At 64.0% G+C, this 16,059-nt stretch carries 15 protein-coding genes and 3 pseudogenes; 10 read left to right on the forward strand and 8 right to left on the reverse strand.

What is annotated here, in order from left to right; all coding sequences use genetic code 11:
- Positions 1 to 7: 7 nt before the first annotated feature.
- Genes CYU59_RS17085 through CYU59_RS17095 form a run of 3 tightly spaced genes read right to left on the reverse strand, consistent with a single transcriptional unit; the run spans position 8 to position 2,759 of the window.
- Complete coding sequence (locus CYU59_RS17085; protein WP_292991814.1) at positions 8 to 508, reverse strand: MaoC family dehydratase N-terminal domain-containing protein; 501 nt, start codon at positions 506 to 508, stop codon at positions 8 to 10.
- Positions 505 to 1,575 carry an acyl-CoA dehydrogenase family protein gene (locus tag CYU59_RS17090; RefSeq protein ID WP_292991868.1) on the reverse strand — a complete coding sequence of 357 codons (1,071 nt, stop codon included), beginning with the start codon at positions 1,573 to 1,575 and terminating at the stop codon, positions 505 to 507. Before CYU59_RS17090 ends, CYU59_RS17085 begins: the two co-directional genes overlap by 4 nt.
- Positions 1,576 to 1,580: 5 nt before the next feature.
- The gene (locus CYU59_RS17095) at positions 1,581 to 2,759 is read right to left on the reverse strand and encodes an acyl-CoA dehydrogenase family protein (protein ID WP_292991816.1); all 1,179 of its coding nucleotides are present in this window, start codon (positions 2,757 to 2,759) and stop codon (positions 1,581 to 1,583) included.
- A gap of 129 nt (positions 2,760 to 2,888) precedes the next feature.
- Here CYU59_RS17095 and CYU59_RS17100 point away from each other — a divergent pair, with 129 nt between their 5' ends.
- Positions 2,889 to 4,142 (forward strand): cytochrome P450, encoded by a 1,254-nt coding sequence (locus tag CYU59_RS17100; protein WP_292991818.1) that lies wholly within the window; start codon positions 2,889 to 2,891, stop codon positions 4,140 to 4,142.
- Here the strand turns inward: CYU59_RS17100 and CYU59_RS17105 are convergent.
- The 4 genes from CYU59_RS17105 to CYU59_RS17120 all read right to left on the reverse strand — a co-directional run bounded on the left by CYU59_RS17105 (position 4,093) and on the right by CYU59_RS17120 (position 8,700).
- Complete coding sequence (locus tag CYU59_RS17105; protein WP_292991820.1) at positions 4,093 to 5,349, reverse strand: fatty acid desaturase; 1,257 nt, start codon at positions 5,347 to 5,349, stop codon at positions 4,093 to 4,095. The two genes, CYU59_RS17100 and CYU59_RS17105, sit on opposite strands and share 50 nt — an antisense overlap.
- A 953-nt stretch (positions 5,350 to 6,302) precedes the next feature.
- Positions 6,303 to 7,625 carry a M48 family metalloprotease gene (locus CYU59_RS17110; protein ID WP_292991822.1) on the reverse strand — a complete coding sequence of 441 codons (1,323 nt, stop codon included), beginning with the start codon at positions 7,623 to 7,625 and terminating at the stop codon, positions 6,303 to 6,305.
- A complete protein-coding gene (locus CYU59_RS17115; protein ID WP_292991825.1) occupies positions 7,622 to 8,005 on the reverse strand; it encodes a BlaI/MecI/CopY family transcriptional regulator in 384 nt (127 codons plus the stop codon). Before CYU59_RS17115 ends, CYU59_RS17110 begins: the two co-directional genes overlap by 4 nt.
- A gap of 488 nt (positions 8,006 to 8,493) precedes the next feature.
- A complete protein-coding gene (locus CYU59_RS17120; protein ID WP_292991827.1) occupies positions 8,494 to 8,700 on the reverse strand; it encodes a hypothetical protein in 207 nt (68 codons plus the stop codon).
- Between the two features lie 91 nt (positions 8,701 to 8,791).
- Here CYU59_RS17120 and CYU59_RS17125 point away from each other — a divergent pair, with 91 nt between their 5' ends.
- The 6 genes from CYU59_RS17125 (at position 8,792) to CYU59_RS17150 (ending at position 13,603) form a co-directional block, all read left to right on the forward strand.
- Positions 8,792 to 9,121 (forward strand): hypothetical protein, encoded by a 330-nt coding sequence (locus CYU59_RS17125; RefSeq protein WP_292991830.1) that lies wholly within the window; start codon positions 8,792 to 8,794, stop codon positions 9,119 to 9,121.
- A 523-nt stretch (positions 9,122 to 9,644) separates the two neighbouring features.
- Positions 9,645 to 10,445 carry a hypothetical protein gene (locus CYU59_RS17130; RefSeq protein ID WP_292991832.1) on the forward strand — a complete coding sequence of 267 codons (801 nt, stop codon included), beginning with the start codon at positions 9,645 to 9,647 and terminating at the stop codon, positions 10,443 to 10,445.
- Positions 10,446 to 10,626: 181 nt separating this feature from the next.
- Positions 10,627 to 10,935 (forward strand): hypothetical protein, encoded by a 309-nt coding sequence (locus CYU59_RS17135; RefSeq protein ID WP_292991834.1) that lies wholly within the window; start codon positions 10,627 to 10,629, stop codon positions 10,933 to 10,935.
- A gap of 268 nt (positions 10,936 to 11,203) precedes the next feature.
- On the forward strand, positions 11,204 to 11,917 hold the full coding sequence (locus tag CYU59_RS17140) for a metal-sensing transcriptional repressor (protein WP_292991836.1): 714 nt from the start codon (positions 11,204 to 11,206) through the stop codon (positions 11,915 to 11,917).
- Positions 11,918 to 12,291: 374 nt separating this feature from the next.
- On the forward strand, positions 12,292 to 12,477 hold the full coding sequence (locus tag CYU59_RS17145) for a hypothetical protein (protein WP_292991839.1): 186 nt from the start codon (positions 12,292 to 12,294) through the stop codon (positions 12,475 to 12,477).
- Positions 12,478 to 12,814: 337 nt separating this feature from the next.
- Positions 12,815 to 13,603, forward strand: a complete 789-nt coding sequence (locus tag CYU59_RS17150; protein WP_292991842.1) for a sulfite exporter TauE/SafE family protein — start codon at positions 12,815 to 12,817, stop codon at positions 13,601 to 13,603.
- 51 nt (positions 13,604 to 13,654) lie between these two features.
- On the opposite strand, the pseudogene CYU59_RS17155 reads toward CYU59_RS17150, so the two are convergent.
- A pseudogene (locus tag CYU59_RS17155) lies at positions 13,655 to 13,839 on the reverse strand (hypothetical protein); the annotation flags it as partial.
- A 131-nt stretch (positions 13,840 to 13,970) separates the two neighbouring features.
- On the opposite strand from CYU59_RS17155, the pseudogene CYU59_RS17160 reads away from it, so the two are divergent.
- The 3 genes and pseudogenes from CYU59_RS17160 to CYU59_RS17170 all read left to right on the forward strand — a co-directional run.
- Positions 13,971 to 14,314: pseudogene (locus CYU59_RS17160) on the forward strand (arsenical-resistance protein); the annotation flags it as partial.
- Positions 14,315 to 14,374: 60 nt separating this feature from the next.
- Positions 14,375 to 14,523: pseudogene (locus CYU59_RS17165) on the forward strand (helix-turn-helix domain-containing protein); the annotation flags it as partial.
- Positions 14,524 to 15,072: 549 nt separating this feature from the next.
- The gene (locus CYU59_RS17170; protein WP_292991870.1) at positions 15,073 to 15,723 is read left to right on the forward strand and encodes a YoaK family protein; all 651 of its coding nucleotides are present in this window, start codon (positions 15,073 to 15,075) and stop codon (positions 15,721 to 15,723) included.
- Positions 15,724 to 16,059 lie beyond the last annotated feature (336 nt).

Consider the following 16,059-nt stretch of genomic DNA (forward strand, 5'->3'; position numbering starts at 1 on the left):
GACCTCCTCACGGTCGGGCGATCATCGACGTCGTGGCCTCGGCCACCAACTGGCCGAGCTGATTCTGGTAGGTGGTGTGCCACGTCACCAGCACGAAAAGTCCGGACTTGCCCTGCTTTTCGACGATCGATTCGATCGTGCGCACCATCTCCACCTCGTCGCGGTGATAGCAGGGCAGGTGGAAGGTGGTCGACTCGCCACCGGCCATGCGCCGCGGAGCCCGCGGAAACGCCAGACCACCGGAGACCGCCCCGGAAGATCCGTCCGGGCGCAGCGCATCCAATGACGTGACACCGAGCACCGCGTACTGCAGGTAGAGCGGGGGGCAGACCACGTCGACGTAGCCGTTGGCGCGCGCGTAGTCGGCGTCGAACCAGAGCGGGTTGTGGTCGCCCACCGCCGCGGCCCAGCGTTGCCACTGCAGTTGATCCACGTCGCCCCTCGCACGCGCCGCCACGCTGCCCACCCGCGCGGCGGAGTCGGCGTCGATCAGACTGTCCTCGCTCACGAGTCCTCCCCCTCCAGCCAGGTCGCGGCGATGTCGGCACCGCCACCGAGCGTCGAAAACACCCGCGCCCGTTCGGAATAACGATGCAGGTCGCTGTCGACAACGTAACCCGCGCCACCGTGCAGCTGATGCGCGTCGAGGGTGGCCAGCTTCGCGGCCGCGGCGGCGTGCATGCGGGCCACCGCGGTCTGACGCGTTGCCACGTGTCCGTCTTCGAGCAATGACAACGCCGCCCGCGCCGCGAGCCGAGCAGCAGCGAGGGCGATGTGCATGTTCGCGACGAGATGCTGCGCGGCCTGAAACGACGCGATCGGGCGGCCGAACTGCTCGCGCATCAACGTGTAGTCCACCGTTCGCTGTAACACCGCCTCACCGACACCGACCAGGTCGAGTGAGAGCAGCGTCGTCGCCGTGTTCGCGAGCCGCCGCAGCTGGTCGTTCGACACCCCTCCGTCGGCGCGCAGGATCAAGCTCTCATTCACCCTGACGCCGTCGAAGTGCAGGCGCGCCGCGGTCTGACCGCCCATCAGCGTCACCGGGTCCGGACGCAGCGACTCCGAATTGGGCACCACGGCAACGATGTTGCTGCCGGTGCCCGCGTCACGGGCCGAGACGACGATGTAGTCGGCACGGTCGGCGTCGAGCACGAAATCGATGCAGCCGCTGAGCACCCAGTCGGTTCCGGCAGGTTCGGCCCGCAGCACGGGAGTGACGAGGCTCGCATCCACCGGCGACCACAATGCCGTTGTAGCGCTGGACTTTCCGGACGCGAAGCTCGGTAAGAGGGCGTCCCGTTGCTCGGCGGTGCCCAAGGCGTCGACGGCCATGCCCGCATGGATGGTGCTGTGCACGATCGCCGGGCAGAGGCCGCGCCCGGCCTCGACGCAGAAGGTGCCCAGATCGGTGAGACGTCCGCCCGAGCCGCCGTACTGCTCGGGCAGCACGAGACCGAGTACGCCCGAGGCGGCCAGCGAGTTCCACAGCGCAGTCGCGTCGTAGTCGACCGCGAACAACCGGCGCAGGCTCGCCGCGAAGTCCCGTTCGTCGTCGTCGGGCAGGAGTCGCATGCCCATCAGCGCCCGTAGGAGGGCATGCCGTGGCCCCGTTGCGCGATGACGTCACGCAGGACCTCGTTGGTGCCGCCGCCGAATCTCATCAACGGAGCGGCGCGGTAGAGCCGCTCGAAGACCCCGCCGGCGGGAGCGCCGTGCGAGCGGTGCGCGAGCAGGCCATCGGGCCCGAGTAGGTCGACGGCGAGATCGGCGATCCGCTGGCGTAGTTCGCTGGTGAAAATCTTCTCGACGCTCACCTGCACCGTCGGGACGATTCCGGTGTCGAGCAACGACGCCGCCTCCACACCCATCAGCGTCGCGACGTCGACATCGGCCTCGGCTTGCGCGAGACGCCGTGCGAAGGACGGGTTGTCGGTGGGAACCGAGCCGTCCCGGCGCGCGGTCCGGGCCAGGCTCTGCAGCTCGTCGAGGGCCCGCCGGAGATCGCCGGCGTTGGTCAGGGCGCCGCGCTCGAGGTCGAGGGCACCGGTGATGTAGGTCCACCCGCGGTTCTCCTCGCCGATCAGATTCGTTGCGGGAACGCGGACGTCACGGAAGAACACCTCGTTGGTGCGGTAGCCCGACCACGCCGTCAGCGGGCGGATCTCGATTCCCGCGGAGTCCAGTGGCACGATGATCACCGAGATTCCGTGGTGGCGTCGAGCGTCGGGATCGGTCCGCACGCACAGCCATTCGTGGGTGCTTCGCTGTGCGCCGCTGTTCCAGATCTTGGCCCCATTGATCACCCACTGATCGCCGTCACGAACGGCTCGGGTGCGCAGGCTGGCCAGATCCGTTCCGGCATCGGGCTCCGAATAGCCGACCGCACAGATTAATTCACCCGCGGCTATCGGCGGCAGGAACTCGCGCTTATTCTGCTCGGTGCCGTGCCGCATGATCATCGGCGCCACCGAGGTGACCGTGAGGTCGGGCCCTGGCACGCCCCGGTATTCGAACTCTCGCATCAACAGGTGCTGATGCATCGCGCCGAGGCCGAGCCCGCCGTACTCCGTGGACCAGGTAACGCCGAACCAACCCTTGTCGCCGACCTTGCGCCGGAACGCGGATACCTCACCGCCGAGGCGTTCGAGACCGTGTTCGGCGAGCTCCGCCTCCAGGGCCGGGGTCACGTTGTCAGCCAGGAACGACCGCACCTCGTCGACCCAGGCCCGTTGAGGCGCGTCGAGACCGACATCCACAACCCGTGAGCTTAATCTCGGCCGCACGGCCTGTGGACTATTTCGAAGAGAAAGAGTTCTTGGGCAAAGTACCCATGACGGGCGCACGAGAATGTGATCCTGTCAGGAGCACCGACCCGAGGAGCTTCGATGTCCGCACCAGAACTGCCTGCCGGTTTCGATTTCACGGACCCCGACGTCTACGCCGAGCGGTTGCCGGTCGACGAACTCGCAGAGTTGCGGCGCGCCGCCCCCGTCTGGTGGAACGAGCAACGCAGTGGCGCCGAAGCGTTCGGCGACCAGGGCTACTGGCTGGTCACCCGCCACCGTGACGTGCGTGCCGCCTCGCTGCGCGACGACGTGTTCTCCAGCGCCGCGAACTGCATCGTGCCGCGCTACCCGGACGAGGAGTCGGGCCGAGGCCAGATCGAGGCGGGCCGATTTTCGATGATCAACATGGACGCGCCACAGCACAGCAGGTTGCGGAAGATCATCTCCCGTGGGTTCACCCCACGCGCCGTCGAGCGTCTGCGCGACGGATTGAGCGAGGCGGCCCGCGACATCGTGGAACGGGCCACGGCAGCGGGCACCGGTGACTTCGTCCAGCAGATCGCCTCCGAGCTACCGATGTACGCCATCACCAACCTGCTCGGCGTCCCCGACGAGGACCGCATGAAGCTGTTCCACTGGACCAACGAGATGGTGGGCGACGAGGACCCCGAGTTCGCGGAATCACAGGCGTTGATGTCCGCCGGTGAATTGGTGTTCTACGGAATGCGTTTGGCCGCATACAAAGCCGACAACCCGGGCGACGACATCGTGACGAAACTGATCAAGGCGGATATCGACGGCCAGAAACTCACCGACGAGGAGTTCGGCTTGTTCATGATCACCCTGACCGTGGCCGGCAATGAGACCACCCGCAACTCGATCACCCAGGGCATGATGGCGTTTCTCGACCATCCCGAGCAGTGGGAGCTGTTCAAGAAGGAGCGACCCCGAACGGCGGCCGACGAGATCATCCGGTGGGCCACGCCGGTCACGTCGTTTCAGCGGACCGCGCTGGCCGACGTGGAACTCGGTGGGGTGCAGATCAAGAAGGGACAGCGGGTCGTACTGGCCTACCGGTCGGCCAACTTCGACGACGAGGTCTTCGACAACCCCTTCCGGTTCGACATTCTGCGAAACCCCAACCCGCACCTGAGCTTTGGCGGTACCGGTGCGCACTATTGCGTCGGCGCGAACCTGGCCCGGCTGACCGTCAATCTCATGTTCGACGCGCTGGCCGATGCCGTGCCCGATCTGAAGGCGCTCGCCGAACCGGAGCGTTTGCGGTCGGGTTGGTTGAACGGCATCAAACATTGGCAGGTCGACTACTCCGGAGGATGTCCCGTCGGGCGTTGACTCGGGTGCCCTCGTCGCCGACGGTCAGCTCAGCACCACAGTGTCTGGTGGGGCCACCACTGTCCGCAAACCTGCGCGACGCTCGCGCGCTGAATCGACGCCATCCCTGGCGCGGCAATCTCCAGCGGTCAGGAAGGGAAAGTTTGGCGATGGTGCGCCAGGTCCTGCCGTATTGCAGCAGAAACGGGCCGGTGGTGTAGGGCACTTCGTAGAGCTCACACAGCTGCTTCACCCGTGCCGAGATCTCGTGCAGACGGTTGCTGGGCAAATCAGGAAAGAGGTGGTGTTCGATTTGATGGCCGAGGTTGCCGCTCATCAGGCGCAGAATTGCTCCCCCTTCGAAGTTCGCACTGCCCACTATCTGGCGCAGATACCACTCCCCTTGAGATTCGTCGTGGACGTCAGCCATGGCGAATTTCTCTGCCCCGTCCGGGAAGTGACCGCAGAAGATGACGGCGTGGGCCCAGATATTGCGGAGGATATTAGCCGTCGCGTTCGCGGTGAACGTCGATGCGAAAGTGGCGGCAGGTGACAGCGAGGTAAGCGTGGGGAAGGCGATGTAATCCTTGATTACCTGGTCGCGGGCCTTGGCTGACCATTCCCGTATTTGTCTTATTGTGACGTGGCGCGCACGGCCAGATTTGGCAAGCTTCGTGAGATCGATTGCCTGGGTGCCGATTCCCCACTCGAATGTCACGGCCAGGATCAGATTGTAGAGCAGGTTTCCGATGTTGAAGCAGCACCAGCGCTGATCGGGGGTGACGCGAAGGAGGTCATATCCCACATCGGCGTCGAGGCCCAAGATGTTGGTGTGCGTGTGGTGGTCGACGTTATGCGATTGCTTCCAATGACTTGAGAGCGAGGCCATGTCCCATTCCCATGTCGCAGAATGGATCTCGGGGTCGTTCATCCAGTCCCATTGGCCGTGCATCACGTTGTGCCCGATTTCCATGTTTTCGATGATCTTGGCCAGCGTCAAGGTCAGGACTCCGGCCACCCACGCCCAGCGTTTGCCGCTCAGCGTCGACAGAATTCGACCTGCGACTTCAAGGCCCCGCTGTGCGTAGATGATGCGCCGGATGTATCGGGCGTCGCACTCGCCGCGGGATCGCTCGATGTCTAGCCGCACGGCGTCGAGCTCGGCGGTCAGATCGCGCAGATCCGTGTCGGTCAAGCGCGTGAAGGCCCGAATGTTGTTGATAGCCATGGGTTCCAGTTCTGAGCGTCAGGAAACGCCCGGGTCGCAGCACGATTTCGCCGAGCTGACGGGACGTAGACCGCCGACGGGTTTTTAGGGCCATTGCGGCGACGATTTTGTGCCGCAATGTTTGGCGTCTTGCGGCTGCGGCGGGTGGTCTTGCGCAGCTCAGTTGAGGACCCGCTGGTAGTCAGTGCCGGCATCGGCGGTACCGCAGGCGTACGGAATTACCCAGACACTCGATCTTGCTGGGTCGAACAACCTGAGAATACCTGAGATAATCAAAAAGGGACTAGAACGTCCTTATGGTCATGTAAAAGGCATAGGAAGCCAACTGCGGTACGCATCGGCTGGTTGTCACCAGACGGTTGAAGCACAACGTGCATTTAGCCGTACGCCTGGTTCCTGGCGCCGGCGGAAGTCGCCTAGAGCAGCCTTGCTTGTCGGCGACTACCGCGACAACGACTCGTCAGGTTCGCGAATGTCGCCGAACGTGTTTCCCACACGGAATCGAAACGGCCCCCGGAGTGATCTCCGGGGGCCGTTTCTTCTTGGTAGCGGGGACAGGATTCGAACCTGCGACCTCTGGGTTATGAGCTAACCGGTCGCGGTCTCCCCCGGTGCGCCCGGTCTCATAGCCGCAGATCAGCGTCTTATTGCTGTCTAACCTGTCTCACTGCATTCCGCTTGTTCGCATGAGTCCCGCCGTGTTTCGTGTCCAAATCCGTGGCCAAGAGACCGAACAACACAGAAGTTTGCTCCGGTATCCAACTGAATCGCCCCGGCATGTCCGGAGACTCCGGACATGCCGGAGCCATTCACGTCCAGACGCCTGTCCCATTGTTGAGTCGACACCCCGTGCGACCGCCTGAACGGTACTTTGATGACTGTCGCATGCTCCCATTTGAGTTCACGATCGAGGTCGCTGCCCGAATACTGGGCGGCGAGTTGATCGGGTTCGCTTATGCCTGCGTGCTTGAGGCCGTGTTTTCGCGCAGCAGTCCGAGGCGCCGTTGGTATTCGTCGTCATCGATCTCTCCGCGGGCGTAGCGCTCGGCGAGTGTGTGTTCTGCGTTCATGGCTGCGGCGGCACGAGCCGTGGGCGTCCGCTGTGGCAGGGAGAGCAGGTATCGGGCGAGCAGCGCCACAGCAGTGATCACCAGCGCCCAAAACACGATCGTTGTCCCGGTGGTGAGCAGCCAGCCGCCCCATCCCCAGTGACCGTGATTCATCATCATCATCGACATTACCTTTCCAGATTGACTGTGCCTCATAGTCGTTGACGGTGCATACGGCATGAGGGGTTCTCCTGCGGCCGTGTTGCCGTCCGAGCCCATGCCTGGACCCCAGATATGCGAACGCCAGATGCAGTCGGAGATGGCGATCAGCGGTGCGGCGGCCATCATGGCGATGACGCTGGCCAGTACAACTCGGGTCTTGACTTTGACCGACGGCTGCGCCGGTGCGGCCAGGCGCTCGGCTCGCGCCAACACGGCCAGATCGGCTGCCGAGAGAGCTTCAGCCGGGGCCGCCGCGGTTAACGCGACGAGCCCGGTGAGCAAGGCGCGGCTGCTGTGTCGGCGCGCCGCAACGTCATCGGCGCACATTTCCAACAGTCGTGCTACCTGTCGCGCCCCTTCCGTTATGAGGCTCAGGCGGGGAAACGCCCCCGCCAGGGCTCGTAGCGTGCTGACGATCGCGGAATGATGGCCGGCGAGGTGGGCCCGTTCGTGGGCCAGGACCGCAGCCATTTGGCGATCGTCGAGGGCGACTCGCGCCGCGCTGGTGACGACGATGGCCGGTGGTCTGCCCGCGACGCAGTAAGCGGCCGGTTTGGCGGCGTCGATCATCACCACGTCGGCTTCGCCGGTGTGGTGACCGACCAGGCGCACTGCGCTGGCGTGCTCGTATGCGCGAGAGCGTATTCCGAGTACGGCGGTGGTCAGCCGCATGCCGGTGTAGGCGGCTGCTGCGATGGCTGCCGCGGAGATGAGGATCAGCGCGATCTGCGGCGCGGTCCCGGCATCACCGCTAATCGTGTGCTGCAGGCGGGCCAAGCAGGAGGCGGCCACCGTGCGTGGATGAGTCCAGTGAGTCACCGCGCCGATGATGACCAGCACCGCGGTCGCTACCCAGGAAAGCACCACCGTGCCGATCGCGCTCAACCATGTGGCGACGCCGAGCCTTGGGGCGTTTCCGCTGTCGGTCAAGGCACGCAGCAACCGCGGAGCTGCGGTCAGCATCGCCACGCTGTACAACAGCAGCCCGACGACGACGCTGATCATCGGTTCGTTTCCTTGGGAAGGCGTCGCAGAACCGAGCGCAGCCGCGCGGATTCCTCGGCGCCGATCTGCTCGACGAAATGCTGCAAAACCAATTCGGCGCTGCCGCCGCCATCGAGGGCCTCGCGCATCAACCGAGCACTATGTTGCTCGCGTGACAGCGTGGGCCGGTACCGGTAGGCCTTCCCGTCGCGCTCGCGTGTGAGCCAGCCTTTGGTGTGAAGGTTGTCCATGGTGGACATCACGGTGGTGTAGGCGATCACACGCTCGGTGGAAAGTTCATCGAATACCTCGCGCACCGAGGTCGCTTCCCCGCCAGGGTCACGACCCCATAGACGATCCATGACGACGGCCTCGAGTTCGCCGAAACCTCGAATCCGCATCGCTGGTCTCCCTTGCTGCCTATCACTGAGTTCATTTGCCTACGTGTTCGGTTCATGGACGACGGTCGTCGGTCGGCGATGAACCTATCTCCATCTACGTATCACGATAGTAGACCAGGTGCAGCGACGACGCTAGCTTGTTGCGGCCGGGCGGGCACGCCAACGCCGAGCCGGTCCCTGACGGCGGTCGCTGTCACCTCACGCGCAGTTGCCGTCCCTGCCACACCGTTCTACTATCTACGTACGAAGGCCGTAGACACCGGCGGCGCGCATTGACGATGACGTCCGGCGGACAAGCGTCGCTTACTCGATTGAAAGGACTCGGTAATGGGATTTTTCGGCGAAGTGGGTAGCCGCCTTCGCGAGCGCAAGCGTGTCATCGCGGCAGTCCTGGCCATCGCAAGTATCGCCGTGGCGACGTTCTTCCTCGGAGCCTGGGCGACGTCGTCGCCGATTTTCGCGCCGCGCCCAGTCGCGGTCTCGGCCCCTCACCCCGATGATCCGCCGCCACCGGCAAAGCCTAAATCCGGCGAGATGTGTTGTGACAAGAAACAACCCGACAAAATGATGCCTACCGCAATGCCGAGCCCTGGCGGCGCACCCATGCCGGGCGGGATGCCCATGCCCGGCGGCGCACCCATGCCGGGCGGGATGCCCATGCCCGGCGGCGCACCCATGCCGGGCGGAATGCCCATGCCCGGGAGCATGCCGATGACCGGCGCGACGGGCTAGGCCGACGCGAAATGTTGCCTAGAAGTGCAGCTTTCGCTGATGCGGGCGGCCTCGATGCTTGACACAATCGGGGGCCTGCCGGCGCATCCGCTGTTGGCGCATGTGGTCGCGATCTTTTCGCCTCTGACCGCGTTGCTTGCTGTGTTGATGGTTGTGTGGCCGGCCGCGCGGCGCCGTGTTGGTGGAGCCGCGTTGTTCGTCGCGACCGGCACCCTGTTAGCGATACCGCTGACGACGTCGGCGGGCGGCTGGTTGCAGCAGCAGGTGATGGGCAGCGAAATTGTAAGTCGTCACGCCGCGCTGGGCGGGCAGCTTGTGCTGTGGTCAGCGATGTTGACGATGGCGATGGTGGCCTGGTGGACGCTACACACCGCTATTCGATGAGGTGGCGGCGCTGCCCCCTGCGGTCCGGCTCAGCGCGGTCGTGGTCGCTGGAGCAGCCACACTCTTTTTCGCGGCGATTACCGCATGGTTGGTGGTGCAGATTGGCCACACCGGCGCGGAGGCGGTGTGGGGCGCCGGCATGCCGTGCTGCAAATGACGCGAACGCCGCACCTGCAATCGCGCACCGCACCTCGGATCACACGCGTGGCGGCCAAATGCCGGTATCCGGCAATCTGCCTCGTTAACGGATCTCGGCTACTTGGCTCGAGCTCGGTTTCGCTTCTGGCGATCCGGGCACGACGCAGCGACGCACAGTTGCCATCGAGGGCTTGAAACCCGCTGGCGCGCAGCACATCTAATCTGTCGTCCCCTGCACTCTCGAACTCGACAAACCGCTACCTTCCGAAAGGGCGAGTAGATGGCACCGAGAAAAAGCCCCGCTTCAGAGACGAAGTCTCAGCGTTTGGGACGTAAAACGATTGCGCGCGCCCGATCAGGCACCCGCACGGGAGCCATACGGTGGGTGCTCGCCGCTGGCGCGGCCGCGATCACATTGCTGTTAATTTTGCTCGCTATCATCAAATCGCCCGTCAGCCAACATGGTTCACCAGATCCGGGTCCCGACATCAAGAACGCTCCAGCCACGGTCGCTGTCGGCAATAACACGAGCCCGCCATGGCCGGCGCCGGCAGACGCTTCGGCGGCAGTCAATGCAGCCGGCTTACCAATGTTGAGTCACGAAGGCAACGTCGACCATATTCACGCCCACCTCGACGTGCTGGTCAACGGTCAGCCCGTGACGGTGCCGGCCGGAATCGGCATTGGCAGCCAGCGTGGAACCATCAGCCCGCTGCACACTCATGACACCAGCGGCGTGATCCACATCGAATCGCCGATCAAACGGCAGTTCAGCCTCGGCGAATTCTTTTCCGAATGGCAGGTAAGCCTCAACGAAGACAATATTGGAGCGTTGCGGGCCCGCGACGGCAAAACCGTACGCGTCTTCGTCAACGGAACACGGCGACAAGGAAACCCCGCCGCGATCATGCTCCATACCACGACGAGATCGTCGTGCTGTACGCCACACCGCGACCCGACGAGACCATTGCGTCGACATACCAGTTTCGCGACGGTCTCTAACGAGACCTCTCCCCTCCCCTGCCGCCAAGAGTGCGCGCTCCAAATCGCTTGGAGCAGAACGCTATCTGGCGAAAATCTGTCTCCCACCCGTACGGCGCCGGCGGCAACTAGGACGCGGACGCTAGGAACCCAGTCCTGCGCGCAAGCACTGCTGCGCGGCCACCACGAACCTGCATCTTCATGACGGCCGCGCTACGACGAAGTGAGACCTTACAGCGCGGGCGAAATCGGCGTGTTGGCAGCGATTTGGCCGGCAGCGAGCCCCGAGTACCCCGCCGTCCGCGTGCCACCTTGCGTCGCCGATCGTCTACTGGTCTACTTAGTAGGACAGTAGAACGTGTGTTTCGCTTCCCGAAGGAGAATTCATGACAGACACCGCACCCGCCACTCGCCCCACCCGGGGGTGGACTCGCTGGCTGTACCCGAGCCTGGCTGTCACCGGCATCGCTGTTGGCGTGTTCATCATCGTTGCCGGTGTTTATCTGGTCTTTGTGCACCCCAGCGCAGGTCACCCCGCGCCGCAGGACTGTTGCAAGTCCATGGAAGCCGACATGAAGAAAATGATGGACGATCCGAAAATGCCGATGAACAAGCCGCCCATGTCATCCATGCCGAGTGCGCCCCCGGGACCGGGGATGGCTCCCATGCCCAGCGCGTCTGCGCCGACTCCCTGACGGCCGCCCTCGCGCCGCGGATGCGGCCTCAACGGCGGCCGAGTCCCTCGCTGTATCAGCCAGGGCAGTAGTGCCATCGACGCGCAGGATCGCCCGCACATCTGTGTAAGCGACCCTCCCGAGCGCCGCCGCGCTGCGAAGTTGTGCAGCGCCCCGCGGGCTAGGCGGCGTCAGCATGCCTACCCCTTCGTGCCGATCGCCCGCACTATCGCATCGTGTCGAAGAGCGATCAATCAGTGATATCTCGAACCGAAGAAATGGGAGTTAAATGAGTCTGGAATCGCCGGCGAAGCCACACACGGCACTCAACCACGTACTCGCCGTGCAGCGGCATCTAGACGAGATCACCCACATGCTGGAATCCGACGCGTACTGCGTGGACGTGATGAAACAGGTGCTGACCGCGCAGCGCCTCCTCGACCGCGTGCACCGGGCCACGATGCACAGACACCTGCAGACCTGCTTTGTCGAGGCTGTCTGGTACGGCCGGGAGCAGGCCGCCATCGACGAACTGGTCGAGGCCGCAGAATTCACCCCCATTGTGACCGCCCCGCTGAACCGGGCCGCAATCACGCCTGGCCCAGCCAGCAACACTCGGCACCTCATGACGGCCACGACCTTGTCACTGCCAGGCATCTCGACGCAACGGTGTCAGAACGCACTCAAGGCCATCCTCACCGCTGTCGCAGGCGTTGGCGCCGTTGAGGTCGACGTGCCAACAAGGACGGCCGTCATCCACCATGACCACCGCGTCTCGGGTCGGCAGCTGATCGACGCTCTCGAAGAACAGGGCTATCACAGCACTCACGCATGGATGACCACCAACGAAAGGACCGGCGATCTCGATCGCCGATCGCGCCGACGAGGACTGCGCGATGGCGAACACGCATCCGGACTCACCACGATCGAGTCCCCACCAGCGCGCACAGAGGCCGACGCCCCCCTCGTCGCCCCAGGATTCCTCGACGGTGACGGCATCTGACCCTGCCCCAGGCACGCCCAACAGGGCAACGACGTTCTCACCCTGAATCGTCGTTAAGCCCGCTCCGCCGGCTTGACCGGTCAGCGCCCCGCTCACCGGTGCCCGCGCCGGTCACCGCGGTTAGCACAAAGACCCGCCAATGGCCGACCCCGCGCCTTCCGCTCTCCTCAAGGACGATGCCCGGATCACCCGGAGCGCACAGCGATACGCCCCAAAGCTTCGACGCGGACCCGCTGTGCGGCGGTCGCATCTGCAACACACCATGACAGCACTCCTAGCCAATCCAACCTCATTCATCTACTATTTATGTACGTAGATAGTAGATGTTCTACCGGTCGGCCTTCGGGCAGGCCGCTAACTCGACGGGATCAGTCATGGATCAGTTCTTGCTAGTGATGACGGTGCTGGTGTGCTCGGCGATGATTGGGGTGATGACTCGGCTTACGTTCTACGATCACCGCTACGGCGCTGCTCCCGCAGAGCTGGATGCCATCAGAAAGCTGCTGGCTCAGTTCGACGAAATGGACGCCTACGTCGAGCCAACGTTGTTGGCGGCGTGAGTTTTTCGGCCAACGCAACATTAAGATCGCGGCCGCGACGGTCAGCTGAACGGGTACCGCAACCGGCCAGCGGAACCAATCACAAGCGTCCAGCGGTCGGTTCCCGCGCGCTGCGGTGAGGCTCTGCGCTACCTGAACCGGGCTCGTCGACATTGCCGCCCGCGGCTGTTAAACCGAACACCGCCCGCGCCATCAGCGGAGGCCGATTTGCGGCCGAGACAACCGCACCGAGCTTGTGACGACGCGCCATGCATGGGCTTAATGCAGAACTATGTGCTGGCTTTGTCTCGTGAGCGGAACTCTGGCCAATATCGTGCCGTTCAGCGAAAGTGCCTGTGTGAGCGGAGCTGAACTTGTCATCCTGAGCTTTATCGCCGGACTGGGCGTGGCGGTCTTCACGACGCCGGTCGGCGTCTCGGGTGCTGTATTCCTGCTGCCCATCCAGCTGACCGTTCTGCACGTCCCGAGCCCTGCAGTGACACCGACCAACCTGCTGTTCAACATCGTCGCCGTGCCGGGCGCTCTGGCCCGCTACCGCACCCCGGTCCGGCCGCTCGACTCGCTGACAGCGGTCCTGTTGAGCGGCACAGTGCCCGGCGTCATCCTTGGCGCAATCATCCGGGTGCTCCTACTGCCCGGAGGCCACGCGTTCCGGATTCTGTTGGCTGGTTTCCTTCTGTCCCTCGGCATTTGGCTGTGCCTTCCGGCTCGACGCCGATCCGCAACAACTCGGCCGATGCTGTCTTCACGACTCTTCACAGCAGCCTTGGCGGCCACCGTAGGGGCCATCGGCGGCATCTACGGCATCGGCGGAGGTTCACTGCTAAGCCCGATTCTGGTCGCCGGCGGTCTGCCGGTGGCCACCGTCGCGCCTGCGGCCTTGCTCACCACATTCGTCACCTCGATCGCCGGGGCACTCACCTACGTTGTCCTGGCCATCACTACTGCCGGAGCACATGTGGCACCCAACTGGACCATCGGGCTCCTCGCCGGCGCCGGCGGACTCGTCGGCGGCTACCTGGGAGCACGCCTACAACCACGCCTACCCGACCGCGCACTGCGCCGAGCCCTTGGCGTACTTGCCATCAGCACCGCGGGTCTCTACATCGTCCAAATGATGCAGTAGCGCCGTCCAGAACCGCAGCGGCTCTCAGCAGCAGTCCTCACCGCGCCAGGCTTAAACACCTTCCCAGACCGACCAAGCGGCGATCGCCAAACCGATGACGGGGTCCAGCCACCAGCCGCCAGCCCAGCCGGAGGTCACCGTCAGACTGAGCAGCACCGCACCGGCCAGTGCGGCACACGTGCAATTCTGAACACTCTCACCCCGGTCGCCCCGGACTCCAGGCGCGCGCCCAAACGCTGCAACACAGTCGGCTGCGCCAAGCCAAGGCGCGCAGTCACGTCTCCACCCACCGGGTATCAGCCGCCCTCAACTCCGCACTGAATCACGTTCAAGTCAACGACATTCCGCAGACCCGGGTCAAGCCGGTCCCGTCGCGCTCGGTCTGCTCATCATGATGTAACCGTTCTGGCCTAAGTTCGCTACGACCGCCTGGACACCGTGACCGGCGACCGCAAGCTGCTGGCCAGTTTCCTGGTCCTGAGCTGGCTAGTCGGCCCCGCGTTGATGTTCGCGTTGGCGTGGCTGCTGCTGCTGCCAGACCTACCCGACTATCGCACCGGGCTGATCGTCGTCGGTCTCGCCCGCTGCATCGCCATGGTCATCATCTGAAACGACCTCGCCTGCGGCGACCGCGAAGCCGCAGCGGTGCTAGTCGCCCTCGACTCCGTCTTCAAATTCATCGTGTTCGCCGTACTCGGCTGGTTATTTGTCCCTACTTACCGGCTGGCTGGCGGCAAGGTGTGTAGTTGTGATCGCGGGTCGGCCGCCGAACTGAGTGAGTCGACCGTGAGCGACCAACTTTCACAGTTGCGGCGGGCGGCCTGGTCGAGTCCGAACGGCGCGGAATGAATGTCTATCACCGACCGCGACGCGACGCGCTGATCGCCTTATGTATCGCTCTCGATCCGAACTTCTGCCGATGGTCGCCTGGCGAGTCCCCGACATTGAGGCCACCCACTTCTAGAGCAGGTTGTTGTTCGGATTCAGCTGGTCTCGATGGCCACGGGGTAGGGGGTGTGGTTACACCGGGCAGCGTACTCGGACGGTTTCCGGTAGCCCGGGGTCGAATGCCGGTGTCTGATTGTGCTCGTCCTTGAAGGCGCCGATCACCGCCGGGCCTCGAACACGGTGTTGCAGACGTCGCCGCCGTGAGATCCGCGGCAGCTTTCGACCTTGTCGCATGCCAACATTGGGCTGTCGAAACCAATTGTCATGTGCGTCTGCGCTTTTAAGCGGCGTAGTACGAGGAGCGCCTACGATCAGGGCTGGATAGTGCGTCGCGAGGCGGGTGGGCTAGCTCCCCCGTCCGGTAGCCGTCTCGAAGTACTTTGTCCGCTGCGTCGCGTTGATCATCAGACCCTGTATACTATACCCCCGTAGGGTACAAAGACTGGTGTTCGTAATCATAAGCGGATAGGACTACGGTGGCGTCGCCGATTCCCGAGGGTGTGACTCTTTCGGCGCGTGCTTTGGGATTAATCGGGGTGCTGGCTTGGATTGCCGGGTTCGTGAATTCGGTGGCGTTGCTGGTGTGGGCTTTTCCGGTTGGGAATTTGACCGCGTTGACCACTCAGGCCGGCATGCACAGCACGTATCCCGCCCTCTACCAGGGGCGGATGATTGCGGCGATTGTGCTGGCCTTCTTCGCCGGGGCGAGCGTAGCGGGTGCGGTGCTAGCTTTCGCGCGGACGTTTGCGGGCCGGGGTCACGCGGTGATCCTGCTGACCGAGGCCGCGCTGCTGTTGGCGGCGGCGGTTATTGAGCACCCAATCGTCAGGGCGGCACTGGCGGCGAGCGCGTGCGGGCTGCAAAACGGGATGTCATCGAGTGTCCCGGGGATGCCGATTCGTACGACACATTTCACCGGTACCCTGACCGATCTGGGTCTGTTGTTGGGGCGCCGTGCTCGCAGGAAGGCCGATCGTACGGATAGCGAAAAGGTAGTCATATTAACGACGACGGTGGTCTTGTTCGTGGCGGGGGCCGCAGCAGGGGTGCTCATCGGCAATCGCGTGGGCGACCATGGACTAATGCTGGCGGCCGGCGCATGTTTGACTGTTGCCGTAGCAATCGGCGTGCGCGACCGCTTACGGTCACGCCGCGCCGATCCCGGGTGCTGACGGCCGGGCCTGTTGTACTGCAGTGGGCACGAAGTCATCGAGCGGTTGTAAAAATGTTCGGGAGCGAACGGATACACCCCGTTTCATGTCGCTGCGGCTTCACAACGCGATAGCCGATGCGCGGGCGTTGTCCCTGTGAGCACCGCGTTCCGCAGTCTAATCCTCGTGCGCAGCGTAATGGGTGGCTGGCTACTGACACAACAAATACCCCCTGCTGGCGCAGATGGCCAAAATGGTCGAAGCTGCCCAGACCGGCAAGGCGGAGGTCCAGCGGCTGGCCGACAGAATTTCGGGTGTGTTCGTGCCGATCGTGATCACCATCGCCGCCGCGACTCT

The organism is Mycobacterium sp., from assembly GCF_002863225.1.
GTDB lineage: Bacteria > Actinomycetota > Actinomycetes > Mycobacteriales > Mycobacteriaceae > Mycobacterium.

Bases quoted from the DNA above. Each gene is read 5' to 3' on its own strand.
- CYU59_RS17140 (WP_292991836.1), top strand. From the start codon at position 11,204: ATGAGTCTGGAATCGCCGGCGAAGCCACACACGGCACTCAACCACGTA.
- CYU59_RS17145 (WP_292991839.1), top strand. From the start codon at position 12,292: ATGGATCAGTTCTTGCTAGTGATGACGGTGCTGGTGTGCTCGGCGATG.
- CYU59_RS17135 (WP_292991834.1), top strand. From the start codon at position 10,627: ATGACAGACACCGCACCCGCCACTCGCCCCACCCGGGGGTGGACTCGC.
- CYU59_RS17110 (WP_292991822.1), bottom strand. From the start codon at position 7,625: ATGATCAGCGTCGTCGTCGGGCTGCTGTTGTACAGCGTGGCGATGCTG.
- CYU59_RS17125 (WP_292991830.1), top strand. From the start codon at position 8,792: ATGCTTGACACAATCGGGGGCCTGCCGGCGCATCCGCTGTTGGCGCAT.
- CYU59_RS17105 (WP_292991820.1), bottom strand. From the start codon at position 5,349: ATGGCTATCAACAACATTCGGGCCTTCACGCGCTTGACCGACACGGAT.
- CYU59_RS17115 (WP_292991825.1), bottom strand. From the start codon at position 8,005: ATGCGGATTCGAGGTTTCGGCGAACTCGAGGCCGTCGTCATGGATCGT.
- CYU59_RS17120 (WP_292991827.1), bottom strand. From the start codon at position 8,700: ATGGGCATTCCGCCCGGCATGGGTGCGCCGCCGGGCATGGGCATCCCG.
- CYU59_RS17090 (WP_292991868.1), bottom strand. From the start codon at position 1,575: ATGCGACTCCTGCCCGACGACGACGAACGGGACTTCGCGGCGAGCCTG.
- CYU59_RS17100 (WP_292991818.1), top strand. From the start codon at position 2,889: ATGTCCGCACCAGAACTGCCTGCCGGTTTCGATTTCACGGACCCCGAC.